This window comes from Aquabacterium sp. A3 (assembly GCF_038069945.1).
Classification (GTDB): Bacteria; Pseudomonadota; Gammaproteobacteria; order Burkholderiales; family Burkholderiaceae_C; genus Aquabacterium.
Genome location: NZ_JBBPEV010000002.1, coordinates 106527 through 128333 on the forward strand (window position 1 = coordinate 106527; position 21807 = coordinate 128333).

At 65.7% G+C, this 21807-nt stretch carries 17 protein-coding genes; 10 read left to right on the forward strand and 7 right to left on the reverse strand.

Annotation, left to right across the window (positions count from 1 at the left end; translation table 11 throughout):
* The first annotated feature begins 80 nt into the window (after nt 1-80).
* The gene (locus WNB94_RS09700; protein WP_341390130.1) at nt 81-1637 is read left to right on the forward strand and encodes a methyl-accepting chemotaxis protein; all 1557 of its coding nucleotides are present in this window, start codon (nt 81-83) and stop codon (nt 1635-1637) included.
* A gap of 6 nt (nt 1638-1643) precedes the next feature.
* Here the strand turns inward: WNB94_RS09700 and WNB94_RS09705 are convergent, their stop codons facing one another.
* From WNB94_RS09705 to WNB94_RS09735, 7 genes are all read right to left on the reverse strand, one after another.
* The gene (locus WNB94_RS09705; RefSeq protein WP_445819063.1) at nt 1644-3359 is read right to left on the reverse strand and encodes an AMP-binding protein; all 1716 of its coding nucleotides are present in this window, start codon (nt 3357-3359) and stop codon (nt 1644-1646) included.
* A gap of 79 nt (nt 3360-3438) precedes the next feature.
* Nucleotides 3439-5586: a peptidase domain-containing ABC transporter gene (locus tag WNB94_RS09710; RefSeq protein ID WP_341390134.1), complete on the reverse strand. Its 2148-nt coding sequence runs from the start codon at nt 5584-5586 to the stop codon at nt 3439-3441.
* A 19-nt stretch (nt 5587-5605) separates the two neighbouring features.
* Nucleotides 5606-6853 carry an HlyD family secretion protein gene (locus tag WNB94_RS09715; protein WP_341390135.1) on the reverse strand — a complete coding sequence of 416 codons (1248 nt, stop codon included), beginning with the start codon at nt 6851-6853 and terminating at the stop codon, nt 5606-5608.
* Entirely contained in the window at nt 6850-8337 is a 1488-nt protein-coding gene (locus tag WNB94_RS09720; protein ID WP_341390136.1) for a TolC family protein, read from the reverse strand. The genes WNB94_RS09715 and WNB94_RS09720 overlap by 4 nt, the downstream gene beginning before the upstream one ends.
* Nucleotides 8338-8421: 84 nt before the next feature.
* On the reverse strand, nt 8422-8607 hold the full coding sequence (locus WNB94_RS09725; RefSeq protein ID WP_341390137.1) for a hypothetical protein: 186 nt from the start codon (nt 8605-8607) through the stop codon (nt 8422-8424).
* 124 nt (nt 8608-8731) lie between these two features.
* A complete protein-coding gene (locus WNB94_RS09730; RefSeq protein WP_341390138.1) occupies nt 8732-9394 on the reverse strand; it encodes a TetR/AcrR family transcriptional regulator in 663 nt (220 codons plus the stop codon).
* 54 nt (nt 9395-9448) lie between these two features.
* Nucleotides 9449-11269 (reverse strand): acyl-CoA dehydrogenase C-terminal domain-containing protein, encoded by a 1821-nt coding sequence (locus WNB94_RS09735; protein WP_341390140.1) that lies wholly within the window; start codon nt 11267-11269, stop codon nt 9449-9451.
* A gap of 352 nt (nt 11270-11621) precedes the next feature.
* Between WNB94_RS09735 and WNB94_RS09740 the strand changes: the two genes are divergently transcribed.
* The 9 genes from WNB94_RS09740 to WNB94_RS09780 all read left to right on the forward strand — a co-directional run bounded on the left by WNB94_RS09740 (nt 11622) and on the right by WNB94_RS09780 (nt 21803).
* Complete coding sequence (locus tag WNB94_RS09740; RefSeq protein ID WP_341390142.1) at nt 11622-12890, forward strand: pectin acetylesterase-family hydrolase; 1269 nt, start codon at nt 11622-11624, stop codon at nt 12888-12890.
* A 115-nt stretch (nt 12891-13005) separates the two neighbouring features.
* The gene (locus WNB94_RS09745; protein ID WP_341390144.1) at nt 13006-14820 is read left to right on the forward strand and encodes a lipase family protein; all 1815 of its coding nucleotides are present in this window, start codon (nt 13006-13008) and stop codon (nt 14818-14820) included.
* Between the two features lie 100 nt (nt 14821-14920).
* Nucleotides 14921-15577: a hypothetical protein gene (locus tag WNB94_RS09750; protein WP_341390146.1), complete on the forward strand. Its 657-nt coding sequence runs from the start codon at nt 14921-14923 to the stop codon at nt 15575-15577.
* Between the two features lie 130 nt (nt 15578-15707).
* Nucleotides 15708-16826 (forward strand): BMP family ABC transporter substrate-binding protein, encoded by a 1119-nt coding sequence (locus WNB94_RS09755; RefSeq protein ID WP_341390147.1) that lies wholly within the window; start codon nt 15708-15710, stop codon nt 16824-16826.
* Nucleotides 16827-16842: 16 nt separating this feature from the next.
* The gene (locus WNB94_RS09760) at nt 16843-17943 is read left to right on the forward strand and encodes an ABC transporter permease (protein WP_341390148.1); all 1101 of its coding nucleotides are present in this window, start codon (nt 16843-16845) and stop codon (nt 17941-17943) included.
* On the forward strand, nt 17940-18872 hold the full coding sequence (locus WNB94_RS09765; RefSeq protein ID WP_341390149.1) for an ABC transporter permease: 933 nt from the start codon (nt 17940-17942) through the stop codon (nt 18870-18872). Before WNB94_RS09760 ends, WNB94_RS09765 begins: the two co-directional genes overlap by 4 nt.
* 48 nt (nt 18873-18920) lie before the next feature.
* Complete coding sequence (locus WNB94_RS09770; protein WP_341390150.1) at nt 18921-19964, forward strand: formamidase; 1044 nt, start codon at nt 18921-18923, stop codon at nt 19962-19964.
* A complete protein-coding gene (gene biuH, locus WNB94_RS09775; protein ID WP_341390152.1) occupies nt 19961-20662 on the forward strand; it encodes a biuret amidohydrolase in 702 nt (233 codons plus the stop codon). The genes WNB94_RS09770 and biuH overlap by 4 nt, the downstream gene beginning before the upstream one ends.
* Before the next feature lie 151 nt (nt 20663-20813).
* Nucleotides 20814-21803, forward strand: coding sequence for an ABC transporter substrate-binding protein (locus WNB94_RS09780; protein WP_341390153.1), 990 nt, complete (start codon nt 20814-20816; stop codon nt 21801-21803).
* Nucleotides 21804-21807 lie beyond the last annotated feature (4 nt).

The window sequence follows — 21807 nt, forward strand, 5'->3', positions numbered from 1 at the left end:
CTCAAGTTCTGCGTTCGCTGGTTCGAAATAGCCGGGGTAGAAGGCCGTGGGGGCCATACACCGACCATTCAGGAGGCGCCATGCCTGTTCGACTTTCTCGACTTTCGATCGGGCGCCAACTGGCCCTGGGCTTCGCCGTGGTGCTGGTGTTGTTGGTGGCCATCGCCGGGGTCGGGCTGGGCCGCATGCATGCCAGCGAGACCGAAACCCGGGCGATGCTGGCGGCGCCTTTGAACAAAGAGCGCCTGGTGAGCGACTGGTTTGCCATCGTCAACGCGGGCACCCGACGCACGGTGGCTGTGGCGCGCAGCGCAGACCCTTCTTTGGCCAGCTTTTTTGCCGATGACGCCAAGAGCAGCAGTGCCCGCTCGACCGAGCTGCAAAAATCCATCGAAGCCTTGCTGAGCAGCCCTGCCGAAAAAGCCTTGTTTGCCGCCATTGGCGAGCACCGCAAGAACTTCATTCGCGCCCGCGACGCCATCATGCAGCTCAAGCGAGAGGGGCGCGACGACGAGGCACTGAAACTGCTGGAGCAGGACTTTCAGCCCGTGGCGGCCGCCTATCTGGGTGGCATGACCGACCTGGTCAAGCTTCAGCGCCAAGACCTGGACGCCCGGGCGGCGAGCCTGGAGGCCACCAACCGGGCAGGCAGCATGGTGCTGTGGGCGCTGACCGCGTGCGCTGTGGCCCTGGGCGCCGGGGTGTCGTGGTTCATCACGCGGCGCATCGGCCAGCCTTTGCGTGATGCGGCCCAGGCGGCGCAACGTGTGGCCGCCGGCGACCTGACCACACCGCTGCACAGCCAGCGTCAGGATGAGACGGGAGACCTGCTGCGCGCGCTTGAGGACATGCGCGTGCGCCTGGTGCAGGTGGTGTCGCGCGTCAGAGAAAACGCCGAGAGCGTGCTGACCGCCAGCAGCGAAATCGCCCAAGGCAACACGGACCTGAGCCAGCGCACCGAGCAACAAGCCTCGTCATTGCAAGAGACCGCCGCCACGATGGAGCAGCTCAGCGGCACTGTGCGCAACAACGCCGACAGTGCCTTGCAAGCCAACCAGTTGGGCGTGGGCGCCTCGGAAGTGGCCGTGCGTGGCGGTGAGGTGGTGCGCCAGGTGGTGGACACCATGCGCGAGATCCACGACAGCAGCCGGCGCATCGGCGACATCATCGGCACCATCGACGGCATTGCCTTTCAGACCAACATCCTGGCGCTGAATGCAGCGGTGGAGGCCGCACGCGCGGGCGAGCAAGGGCGCGGCTTCGCCGTGGTGGCCGGTGAGGTTCGTTTGCTGGCGCAGCGCAGCGCCGACGCCGCCCGGCAGATCAAGGCCCTGATCGGCACCAGCACCGACAAGGTGGCACTGGGCAGCAACCTGGTGGAGCAGGCGGGGCAGACCATGGAGCAGGTGGTGGCGGGCATCCGCCAGGTCAGCACCATGGTGGCCGGCATCAGCGCGGCCAGCCAGGAGCAAAGCCACGGCGTGGGCCAGGTGGGCCAGGCCGTGACTCACCTGGACCAGGCCACGCAGCAAAACGCCGCGCTGGTGGAGCAGGGCGCCGCAGCGGCCGAGAGCCTGAAGCAGCAGGCCGCCCAACTGGTGGAGGCCGTGGCCGCCTTCAAGCTGGCCGCCCACTGAGCGGGCTCAGGCGGCTTTCTTCTTGCGCGCCATGGCGGCCAGTTCTTCGTCGCGCAGGTCTTTGCGCAAGATCTTGCCCACGTTGCTCATGGGCAGGTCTTCGCGAAACTCCACGTACTTGGGCCGCTTGTAGCCGGTGAGCTGCTCTTTGCAGTAGTTGGCGATGTCTTCTTCGCTGAGGCTGTAGTCCTTGCGCACCACGAACAGCTTGACGGCTTCGCCCGAGCGCTCGTCGGGCACGCCGATGGCGCAGCACTCGGTCACGCCGGGGTGCAGGTTGACCACCTGCTCGATTTCGTTGGGGTAGACGTTGAAGCCCGACACCAGGATCATGTCCTTCTTGCGGTCCACGATCTTGATCAGGCCGTCGGCGGCCATCACGCCGATGTCGCCGGTGCGGAAGAAGCCGTCGGGCGTCATCACCTTGGCGGTTTCTTCAGGACGTTGCCAGTAGCCGGCCATCACCTGCGGGCCACGCACGGCGATCTCGCCGGCCTCACCCTGGGGCACGGGCTGGCCTTGCTCATCGAGCAGCGCCACTTCGGTGGAGGGCAGGGGGTAGCCGATGGCGCCGTTGTACTCGCGGTTGTCCAGGCGGTTCACCGTGACCACGGGCGAGGTCTCTGACAGGCCGTAGCCCTCGACGATGGGCACACCCGTGATGCGCTGCCAGGCTTCGGCGGTGGCTTGCTGCACGGCCATGCCGCCGCCGTTGCACACCTTCAGGCGTGAGAAGTCGAGCTGCTCAAAATCAGGCTCTTCCACCAGCGCGTTGTACAGGGTGTTGACGGCAGGGAACTGCGTGATCTTGAACTTCTTGAGCGTTTCGATCAGCTTGCCGATGTTGCGGGCGTTGTCGATCATCACGTTCATGGTGCCCATGCGCGCGCTCAGGAAGTAGCACACCGTCAGCGCGAACACGTGGTACAGCGGCAAGGCCACCACGTTGATCAACTGGCCTTCGACCTTGTCCAGCTCGGGCTTGAACCAGGCCTCGCATTGCAGGATGTTGGCCACCAGGTTGCGGTGGGTGAGCGTGGCGCCCTTGGACACGCCGGTGGTGCCGCCGGTGTACTGCAAGAAGGCCACGTCGCTGCCCTTCAGGGTGGGGCGGGTGTAGCTCAGGCGCTTGCCTTCGGTCAGGGCGCGCTTCATGGGTGTGAGCACGCGGCGGCCGTCGTCGGGCAGCTGGAAGTCGATCACATGGCGGTCCACCTTGCGCGACTTGTAGGTCATCCACGGGCCCTTGAGCGGGCCGAACACATCACCCAGCGAGGCCAGCACGATGTGCTTGACGGGGGTGCGGTCGATCACTTCCTGCACGGTGGGGCCAAAGTACTCCAGCACGATGATGGCCTCGGCGCCCGAGTCGTTGAGCTGGTGCTCCAGCTCGCGCGGGGTGTACATGGGGTTCACGTTCACCACCACGTGGCCGGCGCGCAAGATGCCGGCAATGGCCACCGCGTAGTGCGGCACGTTGGGCATCATCACCGCCACGCGGGCGCCCTTGGACAGGCGCTGGGCCTGCAGCCAGGCGGCCAAGTGCTTGGACTGGGCCTCGATGTTGGCAAAGGTCCAGCGCGAGCCCATGTAGGCCATCATGTCCTGGCTGGCGTGGGTGCGGAAGGCGTCTTCCAGCAGCTCCATCAGCGAAGGGTAGGTGTCGGGGTTGATGGTGGCGGGCACGCCGGCACCGTATTGATTCAACCAGGGCTTGTCCAGGGCCATGAGCACATCCAGTCCGGGTAACGGTTAATCTGACAACAACGGGTGTCATTGTGCCCGAAGCCGGGGGACGCTGTTAACCCCGCGAGCCGGGTGGCGCCTCCGCCTGCGCCTGCACCTCCTCGCGCGAGAGGAGCGCGCCCTGCCACAGGGCATACACCTGGTCGCCCTCGGTCAGGCTGTGCAGCCGGTGGGTGATGATGAAGCGGCCACAACCCAGGCCCTGGATCGCCGCCTGCACGCGCTGCTCGGTCTCGGTGTCGAGGTGGCTGGTGTATTCGTCCAGCAGCAGGAAGCGGGGCTGTTTGTACAGGGCCCGGGCCAGCAGCACGCGCTGCTTTTGCCCGCCCGACAGCGAGCTGCCCATGCTGCCCACCAGGGTTTGGTAGCCCATGGGCATGCGGGCGATGTCGTCGTGGATGCAGGCCAGGCGGGCGGCGGCCTCCACGCGCTCAGGGGTGGCCCGCACGTCGTTCATGGCGATGTTGTCGTACAGCGAGCAGGTGAACAGCTGGTCGTCTTGCAGCACCACCCCCAGGGCCGAGCGGAAGGCCTCGGCGCCCAGTCGCTCCATGGGCACCCCGTTGAGCAGCACCTCGCCCGATTGAGGCTGCAGTTGCCCGCACAGCAGCTTCATCAGCGTGGATTTGCCGCAGCCCGAGGGGCCCACGATGGCCACCGCCTCGCCGGTCTGCAGGCGCAGGTTCACCCGGTCCAGCACGGGCGCTTCGCCCTCGCCATATCGGAAGGTGACGTCGCGCAACTCCAAGGTCATGGGTTCGTGGGCTGGCCAGTCGGGCGCAGGGCCGGGCGCGGCGGCCTCGGGTTCGCTCAGCACGATGTCGGCCAGACGCTCGCCCTGCAGTTTGAGCAGGCGCAGGTTGATCAGGCGCTCCAGCAGGTCGGTGATGCGCTGCAGAAACTGCCCCTTGTAGGCCAGGAAGGCCACCAGCATGCCGATGGTGAACTGCTCCTGGATGATCATCTGCGCGGCCAGGAAGAGCACCAGCCCCTGCTCGACAGCGCCCACCACGCCATTGATGCCCTGATGCAGCATGGACACGCGCTCTTGCCGCACGCGGGCATTGACCATCTGGGCCTGCTGGTTCATCCAGCCCCCCACGCGCCAGCCGGGTTGCGCAAAGAACTTGATGGCCGCCATGCCCCGCAGGGTTTCCAGCAGGAAGCTCTGGGCATGGGCCTCGCGCACGATGAGCTCTTCAGCGGCTTGCCGGTAGGGCTTGAACACGGCAAAGCGCACGGCGGCGTAGATGAGGGCCACGATCAGCACGATCAGGGCCAGTTGCGGGCTGTACATGAACATCAGGCCCAGCGTGACGAGGCTGACCACGCCATCCAGCACGGCTTCGACCAGGTGGGTGGTGACCGTGTCCTGGATGGTGTTGACCGAGCCGAAGCGCGACAGCACATCGCCCGTGTGGCGCTTGTCAAAGTACGACAGCGGCAGCTTGAGCAGGTAGCGAAACACATTGGTGCTGGACGACAGGCGCCAGCGCAGGCCGGCCCCCAGCACGATCCATCCACGCAGCAAGCGCGTGCCCAGCGACATCAGGGCCAGCAGGGCGATGGCCACGGTGAGCACCACCAGCAGGGGCGCATCGCGCGTGACGATCACGTCGTCGATGATCCACTGGCTGAGCATGGGCATGAGGATGCCGAACACCTCCAGCACGACCGACAGCACGGCCATCTGCGCGAAGGCGCGACCCAGTCCGGTCTGGCCCGCGAACAGCACGCGCAGATCGAACGGGGTTCTGTCTTGCTTGCGCTGAAAGCCCGTGCTGGGCGCCAGCTCCAGCGCCACGCCGGTGAAGTGCGGGCTGGCTTCCTTCATGCTGAGTGTGCGCTCGCCCACGGCCGGGTCGTGGATGGTGATCTGGCGCGCATCGGCCTTCACCAGCACCACGAAGTGGTTCATGTCCCAGTGCAGGATGCAGGGCACCTGCAGCTGGGGCATCTCGTCCAGCTCCAGGCGCAGGGCGCGGGTGGACAGGCCCATCTCGTGGGCCATCTCCATGAGGCGGGCCAGCGTGGCGCCGCGCGACGACACCTCGAAACGCCGGCGCAGGGTCAGCAGGTCGGTGTCGTGTCCATGGGCCGAGGCCACCATGGCCAGGCAGGCCAGACCGCACTCGGTGGCTTCGGATTGCAGGATGAGGGGCGCACGGTGGCGTGGCCACAGGGTCAGCAGGTTGGTGGGCATGGCAAGGGCGCGTCAGGCGTCAGAGTCGGCCCGTGAAGGCGTACAGCGGGTCCAGCATCCACCGGATCAGGCGGCGGCGGTCGATGGCGATGTCGGCACTCAAGGTCTGGCCGGGCTTGAGTGCGATCTCGGTGCCATAGGCCTCGACCGACGGCCGCTCCAGCGTCACGCGCACCAGGAAATACGCGCGCCGGTCTTGCGCATCGGGCTGGGCCGGGCGCACCTCGTTGCGCGAGACGCTGTGCACCGTGCCGGCGTACTGGCCGAAGCGCTGGTAAGGAAAGGCGTCGTAGCTCACGCGCACGGCCTGGCCCTCGCGGATGAAGCCGATGGCGGTGCTGGGCACATACAGCACCGCGTCCATGGCCGAGGGCTCGGGCACCACCGAGGCCAGGGTGTGGCCAGCGGGCAAGGCCTGACCCGGCAAGGCCATCAGGCCCGAGACGATGCCGTCCTTGGGGGCCCGCAACACCATCACGTGCTGGCCACGTTGCTGCACCTGGGCTTGCTGCAGGCTCAGCAGTTCGCGCTTCAGCCCGGCGCCTTCGGCCTCGTGCTGGGCCTGCAGGCGTTGTTCGTCGTCGCGGGCCTGGGCCAGCGCCGCTTCGGCCGCGCTGCGCTGGCGCTTGAGGGCCTGCCGGCGGGCTTCCTGCTCCAGCACGGTCTGACGCTGCTGCTCCACCTGCAGGCCCGACACGATGCGCTCGTCCAGCAAGGGGGTGAGCTGCTGCAGCACCCGCTGGGACGATTCGATCTGGCGTGCCAGCAGGCGGGCTTCTTCGTCCAGCGCGGCCAGGTCGCGGCGCGCCTGGGCGGCGCGCTGGGCCTGGGCGGCGCGTTCGGCCCGCTGCGCTTCGGCACGGTGGGATTGTTGCGCCTGCAGGCTGTCGCGCTGGCTGGCCAGGTTGGCGTCCACCAGGCTGCCGGTGTTGCCCTCGTCGCTGAAGCGCTCCTGGCCCAGCTCGGCAATCACATCGCCCGCCTTGACGCGCTGCCCCTCGGCAACGCGCACCTGGCGCACCACCGCCGCGTCGGGCACGACCAGGGCAGCCACGCCACCCCGGGCCTGCACCACGCCTTGCACACGCTCTTTGCGCGTGTAAGAGCCCAGCACCAGCAGCAGGAGCACGGCGGCGCACAGCACCGCAAAAAACAGCGTGAGCCAGCCGGCACCCACGGGCCGGATGTGGATGGGGGCGCCGGCGCTGCTGTCCGATTGAGCGGCCAGCGCTTCTTGCCTGAACAGGGATGACTGGGGCGTGCTCATGGGGCGTCGTCGGGCAGTGGGTGGGTTGGGGCCAGGGCCTCGCGCGCAAACACCTGGGCCAGGGGGGCGATGCGCTCGGCGTGGAGCTGCTCCAGCAGGCTCAGGATGCGCACCTGGGCTTTGAGGGACTGGATGCGCGTGCCCACCAGGGCCTGTTGGCTGTCGTCGATGCGCTGGCGCGCGGTGAGCAGGTCCTGGTGGGTGCGCAGGCCGGCCAGGTAGGCCTTGTGCACCGCTGCGTGCGTGGTCTGGGCGGTGCGCACCAGCTGGTGTTGCACCGCCAGCAGACGCTGGCTGTGCTGCAGGGTGTCGTAGGCCTCGCGCAAGCGGGTGTCCAGGGCGGCGCGTTCTTCGTCGCGCGCGGCCTCGGCCTGTTGCAGCAAGGCCAGGGCCTCGCGCGTGCGGGCCTGCTGGTAGCCGCTGGTGAACAACGGCCAGTTCAGCTGCACGCCCACGGCGCGGTTGCGGATGTCTTGCCGTTCGCTCAGGCCGTCGAACTGCTGGCTCTGGCGGGTGCGCGACAGCTCGGCCACCAGGTCGATGGTGGGTTGCCAGCGCTCGGCTTGCCGGGCGCTGAGTTGCAGGCGGGCCCCCTGCAGCTGACGTTCGCGGGCCTGTTGCGCGGCGTTGGCGCCGGGCGCCAGGTGCAGGCCTTCGGCCAGGGGGGGCACCACGATGGGGTCGGCATCGCCTGCCGCCATCGGGTGCAGCCCGTCCGGCACCTGCAGGGGCCCGGGCACGGCCTGCCCCACCAGCCGCTCCACCTGCAGGCGTGCGGTGTTCAGGCGGTGTTGCCACACGGCGCGTTCGCCTTGGGCCTGCTCCAGCAGGCCGCGGGTTTCCAGTTGATCCACCACGGTGCCCACGCCAGCCTGCACGCGTCGCTCATTGAGTTGCGCTTGCAGGCGCAGGGCGTCGATGCGGGCCTGGTTGAGCTTGAGCGTTTCGGCGGCTTCAACCGCGTCCAGCCAGGCCAGGCTCACCTCCAGCGCCACTTGCTGCGCTTGTTCGCGCGCTTGCCAGGCGGTCTGTTCGGCTTGCGATTGCAGGCTGTCGGCCACCGTGCGTTCGGCGGCGCGCCACAGGGGTTGCGTCAGCGTCAGGCCGGCACTGGCGTTGGGTGACCGGATGGGTTGTTCGTTGTAGCGCTGCCAGCGCTGGGTGTTGGTGGCGGTGGCGTCCACCCGCGGGCGCCAGGCGCTGATCCGGGCCTGGTCATGGCTGGCTTGCGCGGCCTCCACAGCCGCTTGTTCGCGCCGGTTGCTGGCCGCCTGCCGGGCGGCGGTCAGCAGCGTGGGCCAGTCGGTGGCGGCGGGCAGCGCGGCGCTCACCTGCGGCGGCGAGGCCAGGTGCAGGCTCATGCGCCAACCAGCCGGTGCTGGTTGGCTGTGGGCCAGCCCCCCGCAGGTGGACAGCAGCGCCAGGGCCACCGCGCGCAAGGCCCCCACACGCAGGCACCCCACACGCAAACAACACAAAGTCATGGTCAATACAAGCGAAATGCCCGCAACACGGGGTGTTGCGGGCATCAAGACATGCGCCCATTCAGGGCATGTCAAGCAGGCCGATCAGGGCGCCTTGGGGAAACCCAGCAGCACCGCAAAGGTGTTGTACAGCGGGCGGCCGTAGGTGTTCCACTCGTTCTTGTGGATGGCATCGATCAGGGGAATGCCGGTGCGCTTGAACAGACCCAGTTCAGGGTCCAGAGCGGCGCCGCTGACTTCCTTGATTTCTTGTTGATTCAGAGTTTGCATGATGCTTGTCTCAGCTTAGGTTGATGAAAGTGTGTGCTAGCCAAAGCATCATCAGTCAGTAAAACGTTTAACGTAAGGCGTGATTGCCCTCAAGATGAATCGGATGGTTCATCTGAATGTCTTGTTAGACAGATGGCGGCGCCAACTCGGTCAGCCACTGGTTCAGCCCACGCCATGAATACAGCGTGTGGTCGACCACTTGGTCGATGGGGGTCTGGAAGTCGCGCTCCATCCACAGCATCGCCACATGCCCCACCATGCCGATGCTGCCGGTGATGACCAGGTCGATGTCAATGCGGTCGGCCTGGTCGCCGCAGCGCTGGCGAAAGCGCAGGCGCAGCAGGTCCACGATGTGACCGTATTGCTGTGACACGCGGTGTTCGGCGGTCAAGCCGGCGCGTGAGAAATCCTTGATCAGGATGTTGGCGCGGCGCGTGTCGTCGCGGATGTGTTCGAAAAACGCCCGCAAGCCGGCCTTGGCGCGCAGCATCAGGTCGCTGGGCTGATTGAGGATGGCCTCTTGCACGATGGCGGCCGCCTCGCAGCAGGCCACGTCATGCACCGCCCGGTAACAGGCATGCACGCTGTCAAAGTGCTCATGAAAATAGCGATCGGCCAGGCGTGCCTGGGCGCAGATCAGGCGTTTGGTGGCTTGTTGATAGCCCACCTCACCGAACACCTGCATGCCTGCGGCGATCAGGCGATCGCGGCGTTCATCGCGCCGCTCGTCGGCCGAGGCGCCGCCGTAGCGGCGTTGGCCCGACGTCAGGTCTGCGGTGATGTTCATGGTGGTGAAGGTTGGGCTGTCAACAAGCCACGGGCGAACCCGTGGCCATTGACATCAGCTGAACATGAAATGTTCGTTGTCCATTTGCATGACGCTGGAGGTGGGCGCCAGCATGGACTTCTTGTGGGCATCGGCGCGGGGCAGCAGGCGCTCGAAGTAGAACTCGGCCGTCTGGATCTTGGCCTTGTAGAACTCGGGCGATTCCTTGCCACCGGTCTTCAGCTTCTCTTGAGCGACCAGGGCCTGTTGCAGCCAGAAGTGACCCATCATCACGTAGCCGGCGTACATCAGGTAGTCGGCGCAGGCCGAGCTGACGATGTCGCGGTCTTTGGCAGCACGCAGCATGATGCGCAGCGTCAAGCCCTTCCATTGCAGGGCACGCTTGAAGCAGGCGCGGGCCATCGAACCGATGGGCCCGCCGTCCAGCAGGTGGGGCTTGGCCTGGGCGGTCATGATGCCGGTGAACTCGCTGACCACCTTGCCACGGCTTTGCAGCAGCACCTTGCGGCCCAGCAGGTCAAGCGCCTGGATGCCGGTGGTGCCTTCGTACAGCGTGGCGATGCGGGCGTCACGGGCGATCAGCTCCATGCCGTGCTCTTTGATGTAGCCGTGGCCACCGAAGACCTGCATGCCGATGTTGGCGCACTCCAGGCCCAGCTCGGTGATGAAGCCCTTGAGGATGGGGGTGTAGAAGCCGAGCTTGTCGTCGTAGCGCTCGTATTCCTTCATGTCGCCCTTGGCGGCACCGGCCACCATCAGGTCGGCCAGCTTGGCCGAGCTGTAGATCATGGCGCGGGCGCCTTCGGCCACGGCCTTTTGCGTCAGCAGCATGCGGCGCACGTCGGCGTGCCAGATCAGCGCGTCGGCGGTGTGCTCGGCATCTTTCTTGCCGCTCAGGGCGCGCATCGAGCGACGCTCTTTGGCGTAGGGCAGCGAGCCCTGGTACGACAGCTCGGCGTGGGCCAGGCCTTGCAGCGCGGTGCCGATGCGGGCGCTGTTCATGAAGGTGAACATGGCTTCCAGGCCCTTGTTGGGCTGGGAGATCATGTAGCCGGTGGCGTCATCGAAGTTCATCACGCAGGTGGCCGAGGCGCGGATGCCCATCTTGTGCTCCAGCGCACCGGCCTTGACCGTGTTGCGCTCGCCCAGCGAGCCATCGGCGTTCACGATGAACTTGGGCACGATGAACAAGGAGATGCCACGGGTGCCCTTGGGCGCATCGGGCAGGCGGGCCAGCACGATGTGGATGATGTTCTCGGTCAGGTCGTGTTCACCCGAGGAGATGAAGATCTTGGTGCCGGTCAGCTTGTAGCTGCCATCGGCTTGAGGCTCGGCCTTGGTCTTGACCTGACCCAGGTCGGTGCCGCACTGGGGCTCGGTCAGGCACATGGTGCCGGCCCAGCGGCCTTCGATCAGCGGCGGCAGGTAGGTTTCTTTCTGCTTGTCGTTGCCGTGCAGGTAGATGGTGTTCATGCAGCCCAGGCTCAGGCCGGGGTACATGGTGAAGGGCCAGTTGGCCGTGCCCATCATTTCCGACTTCAGCAGGTTCAGCGACATGGGCAGCTCCTGCCCGCCGTACACCTTGGGGTGGGCCAGGCCTTGCCAGCCGCCGGCGGCGTACTCGGCATAGGCTTCCTTGTAGCCCTTGGGCGTGGTCACTTCACCGTCGTTGATGGTGCAGCCTTCCTGGTCGCCAGTCAGGTACAGGGGGCTCAGCACTTCTTCGCAGAACGTGGCGCAGCCTTCCAGGATGGCGTCCACCATGTCGGGGGTGGCGTCTTCACCATTGGGCAGCGACGCGTAGTGCGCGGGGTAATCGAACACTTCGTTGAGCAAAAAGCGCATGTCGCGCAACGGGGCCTTGTACTGCGGCATGGGTCACCTCGGTGTGTGGTTGCCTCGGCCAGAGGCCGACGGGATGGATGATGGATCAATTTCGAACGATCGTTCATTTCAAACGGTCGTTCGAATCAGGACGCGTTTATACCCCATGGGCGGGCGCTTGTGCACGCCATTCCCGGGTTGGGCTCCGGGATTTGCGGGTTTGTCTCGTTTCCGCCCCTCACCCTGGGGGGTGGCGCCCGATTGGGCAGGCTGGCCTGGGCGGGGCCCGATCCCTCGAATGAGCGAAGGGTAATCCTCGGTATTTAATGGAAGTCAGGCAATGACGGGCATCCGTGGGTTGTTGACAATTTCGGGGACATCAACACCTGAGTGAGACATCCCCATGAAGTCCTTGTCGATTCGCAGTCTGGTCCTGACAGGACTGGCGATGCTGGCCAGTGGTGCCGCCGTGGCGCAAAGCTATTACAAATGGGAGGCGGTGGAGGCCCCTGCGGCCACCGGAGCCTCGTGCGGCAACGGCACGCCGTACCGATTTTTTGTGAACCGCACGCCATTCACCACCAAAACCGTGGTGATGTTCGAGGGCGGCGGCGCGTGCTGGGCCAAGGGCAATTGCCTGGGCGAGGGCGGGCTCCTGGGGGCATCCAACCCCAACGGGGTGCCGGCCAACTACATGACATCGGCATCGATGGCCGCCTTCGGGTTGATCACGCCATTCACGGCGCGACTGCACCCGTTCAATCAGATCCAGACGCAAAGCTGGAACATCATCTACGTGCCTTACTGCACGGGTGACGTGCACACCGGCAACAAGGTGGCGGTGTACCCCGATCCGGACCCTGCCCAGCCTGCACTCACCTACTACCACCGAGGGGCCCGCAATGCCGAGGCCCTGGCCCAGTGGATGGCGCAAAACATGAAGCGCCCAGAGCACCTGCTGGTGACCGGCTTTTCTGCAGGCGGCGCGGGATCGACCAGCAACTACGGCGTGTTGCGCGACATCGTCAAGCCGCGCGCAGCCACCTTGCTGGCCGATTCAGGGCCTTTGATGCAGGCCCCGCGCGGCGCCACCGCCGAGCAGGCGCCGTCCCTGCGTTTGCACGAAAAGATCCGCTCAGCCTGGGGGCTGGACGGTCCTGAGGGACTCGTGAACAAGCTGATGGCCCGCTATCCGGGCGTTGGCGACCCCAATAACCTGGGCTCGCTCACCACCGCCATGGCCGAGGTCTATCCACAAGACCGCTTCGGTTACGCCGTGTTCCAGCAAGACACCATCTATTCGGATTTCTCGTACCGCGATTTCTACCCCGAGATCGCTGCCGCCCCAGCCGCCGAGCGCACGGCCCTGCTGCTGGCCAAATGGAAGCCCGAGGTCAAGGCCTGGACGGACGCCATGAAGCCCTACGCCAACATCGGCTACTACGTTCCTCATGAGCGCAATTTCATCGGCTCGCATTGCCTGACCATCCTGGGCTTTGATGGCACCGAGATCCGCTCGCCCCAACGTTTCCGCTCGGTCGAGGTGTTTCTGGACAACCTCATCAGTCGCCGTGGGGCGCTCATCAAGGCCTATGAGGCCGAACCCGCCCCCCAATCCACGGGGGGTGGGGCGCTGTGGGACGCGATTACCGCGCTGTTCTCTGGGGCGTGAGAGGGGTCTAACCCAATCGGTCTAGAACGTAATCCCCATAACGTTTTCCGTTCGGTGCTGCCAACAATCCACCACGTACTACCGCACAACCTTCATGCAACCGCAGGAGACCCACATGTCGCAACGTTCTTCCTTCATGAGCCGCTCGCTGGCCTCCCTGGCCCTGACGGCCGTGGCCGCAGCCGCCGCCACCACCATGGCCACCTCGGCCGTGGCCGCCACCGTCGGCCCCGCCGATGACACCTTCTTCACGCTGCCCTCGTCGGTGCCGGCCGGTTCGGCAGGCACCCTGGTCAGCTACCGCGAGACCACGGTGAACCTGGGCGACAACGTGCCCGCGCCCAAGGCGTGGAACGTGTTGTACAAGTCGACCGACTCGGTCGGCCAGAGCAATGTGGTCTCCGGCACCGTGCTGGTGCCCAACACCTCGTGGCCTTGGTGGAAGGGTTCGCGCCCCGTCGTGCTGTACGCGGTGGGCACCCATGGTCTGGCCACCGAGTGCGCGCCTTCGCGCCAGATGGCCAAGGGCACTGACTACGAAAACGCCAACATCGCCGCCGCGCTGGCCGAAGGCTATGCCGTGCTGGTGACCGACTACCAAGGCTACGTGGCCGGTGACAAGTCCACCTACCTGGCCGGCATGTCGCAAGGCAACGCCGTGCTGGACATCTTCAAGGCTGCTGTCGCCGTTCCCAACGTTGGCCTGAAGGCCAACACCAAGGTCGCCATCTGGGGCTTCTCGCAAGGTGGCCAATCGGCAGCCTGGGCGGGTCAGCTGCAACCCACCTACGCACCGACGATGAAGCTGGTGGGCGTGGCCGCTGGTGGCATCCCTGGTGACTTCATCAGCTCTGCGCTGAACCTGGACGGCAACCTGGGCGCCGCCTTCCTGGCCTCGGGCGTGGTGGGTCTGGGCAACCAGTACCCCAACAAGCTGCCCATCGACCTGATCGCCAGCGCCGCCGGCAAGGCCGAACTGGCCAAGCTGAGCACCAAGTGCGTGTTCGAAGCCCTGCCCGAGTACCAGAACAAGCGCATCAGCGACTACACGGTGGGTGGCATCACGCTGACCGACCTGCTGGCCGTGCCCAACATCGCGGCCGTGCTGACCGAGCAAGACCTGGGCAAGAGCAAGATCAACGCTCCTCTGTATCAGTACCATGGTCAGGCTGACCAGTTCATCCCGCTGGCACAGGCCTTTGCCTTGAAGCAGATGTATTGCAGCCAGGGCACCAAGGTCAAGTTCGACCTGTACCCCAGCGAGCACATCTCCACGCAGTTCCAGGCCGCGCCTGCCGCGCTGTCGTTCATTGCCGACCGCATCGCTGGCCGCACGGTGCCCAACACCTGCTCGAACACCACGGTGCCTGCCCCGACCGCCAACCCGGGTGGCGGCAACTTTGTCGTGACCCTGGACAAGTGGCCGCTGACCGCCAGCGTCAACCTCAAGACCCTGGCCCAGACCGTCACCTTGCCTGCAGCTTCGAGCTTCACGGCCGATGCCGACATCACGGACAAGACCCTGAAGGGCCAACTGGCGGTGCCTGACTTCGAGACCACCATCACCCTGTTCGGCATCCCGGCCAAGGTGGGTCTGCGCATCACCCCCGCAGGTGACACCACCGGCACTGCCGAGCTGGACACCGAAGGTCAGCTGAGCATCAACGGCACGGCCAAGGCCTTCATCAGCGTGACCTCGCTGCTGGGCATCAACCTGGGCGAGTGCAAGACCACGGCCCCTGTGGAGTTCCCGCTGAACTTCAAGGGCCCTGTCTCGGCACTGGGCAGTGGCGGTCTGAAGTTCTCGGGCACCACCACCTTCCCGACGCTGAGCGGCTGCTTCTTCTCGGCCGTGTTGTCCACCCTGATGTCGGGTTCGGGCCAAGGCTACAGCTTCCAGGTGGCCCCGCCGGCTCCGACGGCCAACTGATCCTGGTCTGAGGCATGATGAAAGCCGGCGCTTGCGCCGGCTTTTTTCCGTGTGATACCTGTGTTTTTGCTGAACTGGAGGATGGCAAACCGTGGTGGTAATGATTGAGCGCAAACAAAGCCCCTGGGTGCTCCGGGGTGTGATCCTTGCCGTGTTGCTGGCGCTGGTGGGTGCCGGCTGGTGGGCCTGGTCGTGGCAACCTGACGATCTCATGACCGAGGAGGCGCCTGCCGTCCGCGACAGCGCGGTCACGGCGCCAGCGGTGGTCTCTGTGGCGCCTTCTGAGGCCCTGGGGGCCGACGGCCCGCCGGTGGATGCCCAGGCATGGCGCCAGCAGGCCCAGCAGGCCGAGCAGGCGGTGGTGGGTGGCGCCGGTGGCATGGTGCCTGCACCGCCCATTCAGGGCGTGGTCACCGAGCGTCCGTCTTACGTCTCGCTCATCGAGTGGATGGCCTTGAAATCGGCCGCACAACAACACGCCGATCCCGATGCCGAACTGACGCGCCTGGTTAACTTTTTGCGTTTCATGCGCTTGAGGGACGTGCTGGACGCGCTGCCTCAGGATGCGGCTGCGCAGCGCCAGTTGTTGGCCAATGCCTTGTTGAGCGAGTTGCCCACGCACGTGCAGCAAGGCAACATCGGCCGCACAGAAGCCCTGGGGCTGCAAGCCCAATGGTTGGCCATCGTGCAGCCCGACGAGCAGTTGAGGGCCGAGATGGTGCGCCAGGAGGCCGCCCGCCTGAACCCTGGTCAGTGACCGGGATGCCCGCTCGGAGCGGGCACGCGCATTGCTTGTATACCAGTCTGTACATCTCTCGGTGCACTAGGTGGGTGCCTGGTGCCTTGGTCGAGACGATGGTGTCACATGCTGGTGCAAGGAGATGCGCATGTCAATGGATCAATGGAATCGTCGGTCTTGGATGAAGAACGTCGGGGGCGCCGGCGCCGGTCTGGCGCTGGGCGGCCTGGGCTTGCCCGCCTGGGCACAAAAGACGCTGACGATCGGCATGATCTATGTGGGGCCGAAGGACGACTTCGGCTACAACCAGTCGCACTATGAAGCGGCCATGGCCATCAAGGCCATGCCCGGCATCGAGATGGTGGGCGAAGAAAACGTGCCCGAGACCCAGGCCGTGCAAAAGACCATGCAGGGCATGATCTCGCAAGACGGCGCCACCTTGCTGTTTCCCACGTCGTTCGGTTACTTCAACCCGCACATCCTGGAGGTGGCCAAGAAGAACCCCGACGTGCGCTTCTCGCACTGCGGTGGTCTGTGGGACGCCGCCAAGCACCCCAAGAGCGTGGGCAGCTTCTTTGGCTACATCGACGAGTGCCAGTACCTCAATGGCGTGATCGCCGGCCACATGAGCAAGTCCGGCAAGATCGGCTTCATCGCGGCCAAGCCCATCCCGCAGGTGCTGCGCAACATCAACGCCTTCACGCTGGGCGCCCAGTCGGTCAACCCCAAGATCACCTGTTCGGTGATTTTCACGGGCGACTGGTCCATGCCGGTCAAAGAGGCTGAGGCCACCAACAGCCTGGCCGACCAGGGCGTGGACGTGTTCACGATGCACGTCGATGGCCCGAAGGTGGTCGTCGAGACCGCCGCCCGTCGCGGCAAGTTCGTGTGCGGCTACCACGCCTCGCAGGCCAAGCTGGCGCCCAATGCCTACCTCACCGGGGCCGAGTGGAACTGGGTGACGCCGTACAAGCAGATCGTGGAGGCCGCACGCACCGGCAAGCCGCACCCCAACTTCTTGCGCGGTGGTCTGAAAGAAGGCTATGTGAAAACCTCGCCCTATGGCGCCATGGTGCCTGAGGGTGCGCGCAAGAACGCCGACGCCATCAAGGCGCTGATGCTCAAAGACCAGTTCGAGATCTTCAAGGGCGAGTTGAAGGACAACACGGGCAAGGTGGTGATCCCGAAGGGCACGGTCATGAAGCAGACCGACATCGCCCTGGAAGGGATGAACTACCTGGTCGAAGGCGTCATCGGCAAGATCTGAGCACAGGGGCGACCCCATGAACCCCTTGACCTCGGTCTTCGACGCCGTGGTGCTGCCCGTGCTGGCCCTGGCCGGTGCGGTGCTGCTCTTCGGTGGCTTTGTGTGGCTGGGCGGCACCGATCCGGTGCAGGCCTGGATCCTGTTGTTCAAGGGGGCCTTCGGGGACGCCTTTTCGTGGCAGAACACCCTGCAGCGGGCCGCGCCACTGATGCTCACGGCCTTGTGTGTGGCCATTCCTTACCGCGCCGGCCTGATGGTGATTGGCGGCGAGGGCGCCCTGGTGCTGGGTGGTCTGGCGTGCGCGGCCTTGCCTTATCTGTTTGCCCCGCCGGATGGCTGGCTGGGCACGGCCCTGGTGCTGGCGGCCGGGGCGCTGGCCGGCGGCGTGTGGATTGCGCTGGCGGGGGCTTTGCGCCAGTACCGGGGCGTGAATGAAACCATCGCATCGCTGTTGATGAGCTACCTGGCCATCGGCCTGTTCAAGCACTTCGTGGAAGGGCCCATGCGCGACCCCGAGAGCCTCAACAAGCCCTCGACCTTGCCCTTGCCGGTTGACATTCAGTTGGGCCTGATCGGCGAGTACGACGTGCATTGGGGCCTGGTGTGGGGCGCGGTGCTGTGCGTGCTGGCCGGCATCTGGCTGTACGGCAGCACCCATGGATTTGCCACCCGCGTGGTGGGCGGCAATGCCCGTGCCGCCCGTCTGGTGGGCTTGCCCAGCCACCGCCTGGTCATCACCGCGTGTGCGCTGGGTGGTGCGGCGGCCGGATTGGCTGGCGCCATCGAGGTGGCGGCCGTGCACACCTCGGCCAATGCCTCGTTGATCGTGGGCCTGGGCTACACGGGCATCCTGGTGTCGTTCGTGGCGCGGCACAACCCCTTGGCGGTGGTGCCGGTGGCCATCCTCTTCGGGGGCTTTGGTGCGGCGGGCAGCCTGCTGCAGCGCCGGCTGGACCTGCCCGATGCGTCGGTGCTGGTGCTGCAGGGTTTTGCGTTCGTGCTCATCCTGGCCAGCGACGCGATGCGCGGCAAGCTGGGCGAATGGTGGCTGGTGCGGGGCGCGGCGTCGCGGCCGCCTGCGGCCCCGGTGGTGGCAAAGACGGAGGGCGTGGCATGAGCGATCCCGGATTTTTTTCCAGCTTCGGGGATGTGGCCCTGGCCGTGCTGGGCGGCGCCATCCGCGTGGGCACGCCCTTCTTGTTCGTGAGCCTGGGTGAGTGCCTTACCGAGAAGTCGGGCCGCATCAACCTGGGGCTGGAAGGCGTGCTGGTGCTGTCGGCCATGTCGGCCTTCGGCGCAGCCTACCTGACGGGCTCGCCCTGGATCGGGCTGTTGCTGGGCGCCTGCGCGGGCGCCTTGTTGGCCATGCTGCATGGTCTGTTGTGCTCTTTGCCGCGGGTGAACGACATCGCCACGGGCATCGCGCTGATGCTGCTGGGCGCCGGCCTGGCCTTCTACCTGGGCAAGCCTTTGATCCAGCCACAGGCGCCGCAGATTCCCTCGCTGGCCTTGGGAGCCTGGAGTGATTCGGCCCAGGTGCAGGCGGCTTTGCGCATCAATGCGCTGTTTCCGATCGGGGTGCTGCTGGCCTTGTTCATGGCCTGGGCGTTCGCCAACACCCGCTGGGGCCTGATCGTGCGCATGGCCGGCGACAGCAGCGATGCAGCAAGGGCCTTGGGCTACTCGGTCAACACCGTGCGGGTGCTGGCCACCACCGTGGGCGGCTTCATCGCTGGTTTGGGGGGCGCCTCGCTGTCGCTGTACTACCCGGGCAGCTGGAACGAAGGCCTGTCCAGCGGGCAGGGGCTGATCGCCGTGGCCTTGGTGATCTTTGCGCGCTGGCGCCCGGTGGCCTGCCTGTGGGCCGCGCTGTTGTTTGGTGGGGCCGGGGCCCTGGGGCCAGCCTTGCAATCGGTGGGCATCGGCTGGGGCTACCACCTCTTCAACGCCATGCCCTATGCGCTGACGCTGCTCATCCTGATCTGGACCTGCAGCCCCAAGCGCTCACTGCAAGGCGCGCCGTTGGAATTGGGTGTCACGCGCTGATCGGTTGATGAGGCGTGATGAGGTGAGGCGATCGACAGGAGTTCTGACATGAGTGGCTTGGGTGGTTTGAACAAGACCCCATCGGGCATGGTGCTGGGCATGGTGCAACTGCAGTTGCCCGTGGTGGAGACCCCGGCGCAGCTGGCGGCGCAAACCCAGCGCATCGTGGACATGGTGGGTAAGGCCCGCCGCAGTTACCCGGGCATGGACCTGCTGGTGTTCCCGGAGTATTCGCTGCATGGCCTGAGCATGAGCACGGCCGACGAGTTGATGGTGACGCTGGACGGCCCCGAGGTGGCGGCCTTCAAGGCGGCCTGTGTGCAGCACAAGATCTGGGGCTGCTTCTCGATCATGGAGAAAAACCCCGGTGGCATGCCTTACAACACGGGCCTCATCATCGACGACCAGGGTGCGCTGCAGCTGTACTACCGCAAGTACCACCCCTGGGTGCCGGTGGAGCCCTGGGAGCCCGGCAACATGGGCATCCCCGTCATCACGGGCCCCAAGGGCGTGAAGCTCGCGCTCATCATCTGCCACGACGGCATGTTCCCCGAGATGGCGCGCGAATGCGCCTACCAGGGGGCTGAGTTGATGATCCGCACGGCGGGCTACACCGCCCCCATCCGGCATGCCTGGCAGATCACCAACCAGGCCAACGCGTTCCAGAACCTGATGGTGACGGCCAGTGTGTGCCTGTGCGGCAGCGACGGCACCTTCGATTCCATGGGCGAAGCCATGGTGTGCAACTTCGATGGCACCGTGATGGCGCAAGGCGGCGGTCGCGCCGACGAGATCGTCTGTGCCGAAGTGCGGGCTGATCTGGTGCGCGAGGCGCGGGTGCACTGGGGCGTGGAGAACAACATCTACCAGTTCTTCCATCGGGCCTACGTGGCTGTGAAGGGTGGGGCGCAAGACTGCCCCTACACCTTCATGCGCGACATGGTGGCCGGCACGGCCCGCCTGCCCTGGGAGGGCGAGGTGGTGCACACCGATGGCAGCTCGTGCGGCTTTGCGCCGCCCACGCGCGCGTTCAAGGGCGAAGAGCCCAACCTGCTGTCTGTTTCCACGACCACCTTGAAGGATGCGGCATGAGCACCACCACCTACGTCGATGCGCAGCCCTATGCCTGGCCCTACAACGGCGATCTGCGCCCCGCCAACACGGCGCTGATCATCATCGACATGCAGACCGATTTCTGCGGCGTGGGGGGCTATGTGGACAAGATGGGCTACGACATCTCGGCCACCCGCGCACCCATTGAGCCCATCAAGGCCTTGCTGGCCGAGGCGCGGCGCGTGGGCATGCACGTGATCCACACGCGCGAGGGCCATCGACCCGACCTGAGCGACCTGCCGGCCAACAAGCGCTGGCGCTCGCGCCAGATCGGCACGAATGGCGTGGGCATCGGCGATGTGGGGCCGTGCGGTCGCATCCTGGTGCGCGGCGAGCCGGGCTGGGACATCATCCCCGAGCTGTACCCGATCGACGGCGAGCCCATCATCGACAAACCCGGCAAGGGCAGCTTTTACGCGACCGACCTGGAACTGATCCTGCACACGCTGGGCGTTCAGAACATCATCCTGACGGGCATCACCACCGACGTGTGTGTGCACACCACCATGCGCGATGCCAACGACCGCGGCTTTGAGTGCGTGATGCTGACGGACTGCACGGGCGCCACCGATCCGGGCAACCACGCGGCGGCCTTCCAGATGATCAAGATGCAAGGGGGCGTGTTTGGTGCGGTGTCGGATTCCAAGGCGGTGATCAAGGCCTTGCAGGCCTTCTGAACAGGCACCAGGGCAGGGCACAGGAGTGATCCTGAGCGCGTGAGGGGCGGGTATGCAGATTGCTTGTATACAAGAAGGTATTCAAACAAGTGTGTGCCGACATGCCGATCCCCGCGTCCGTCATCAGCCCTCTTCTGTAAAGGTTTCATCCATGTCCGAGTCGTCCTTCCGCCGCCACCGCCGACAACTGTTGCAGGCCACCGCCGCTGCTGCCGCCTTGGGGGCCTTGCCCACGGTGCGTGCGCAGAGTGACAAGATCCTCATTGGCTACTGGCCCATCGCCTCGGGCCTGCCCTTGTACGCAGGCCTGGAGCGTGGCTTCTTCAAAGAGGCCGGCCTGAACGTGGAAGGCGTGAAGTTCCAGAGCGCACAGCAGGTGGCCGAGGCCATGATCTCGGGCCGCATCCACGGGTCGGCCAACGGCACCGCGTCGGCCGTGTTGGCCCTGGCCGAGATCACTTCGCCGGGCCTGTTCAAGATCATCTGCTCCAACCCCTCCAACCACAAGCTGGTGCTCGACCAGTTCGTGGTGCCCATTGGCAGCCCGATCAAGTCGATTGCCGAGCTCAAGGGCAAGACGGTGGCCTCCGGCCCCGGCATCCAGAACCTGACATTGGCCAAGATGATCCTGGAGAAGAACGGCGTGACCGATGCCCGCGTCATCGAGTTGCCCATCGGCCAGCATGTGCCTTCGCTGGCGGCCGGGCAACTGGACGCGGTGTACACGCTTGAGCCCACCGGCACGGCCGGCCGGCTGCGTGGCCTGACGCGGGTGCTGGAAAACGGCGTCATCAGCAAGTACATCCTGGGCAACGCCGATGCGCCCTGGTTCGGCGGCTCGGCCAGCGTCACGAGCACCTTCCTGAAAGAGCAGCCCGAGTTGGCCAAAAAGTACATCGCGGCTTATGCGCGCTCGGTGGACTTCGTGCGCAAGAACCCCACGCAGGTGCGCCAGCATCTGGACGGGTTCACGTCCATCGATCCCAGCCTGGTGAAAGAGGTGCCGCTGGCGGGCTTCACGCTGTACAACGAGTTCACCGAGGCCGACATCGGCTACTTCCAGAAGTTCTTTGATGTGTTCACCGAGCGCAAGATCTTCTCGCGCACGGTGCCCGTCAAGCCGCTGCTCTACACGGCCTGAGGAA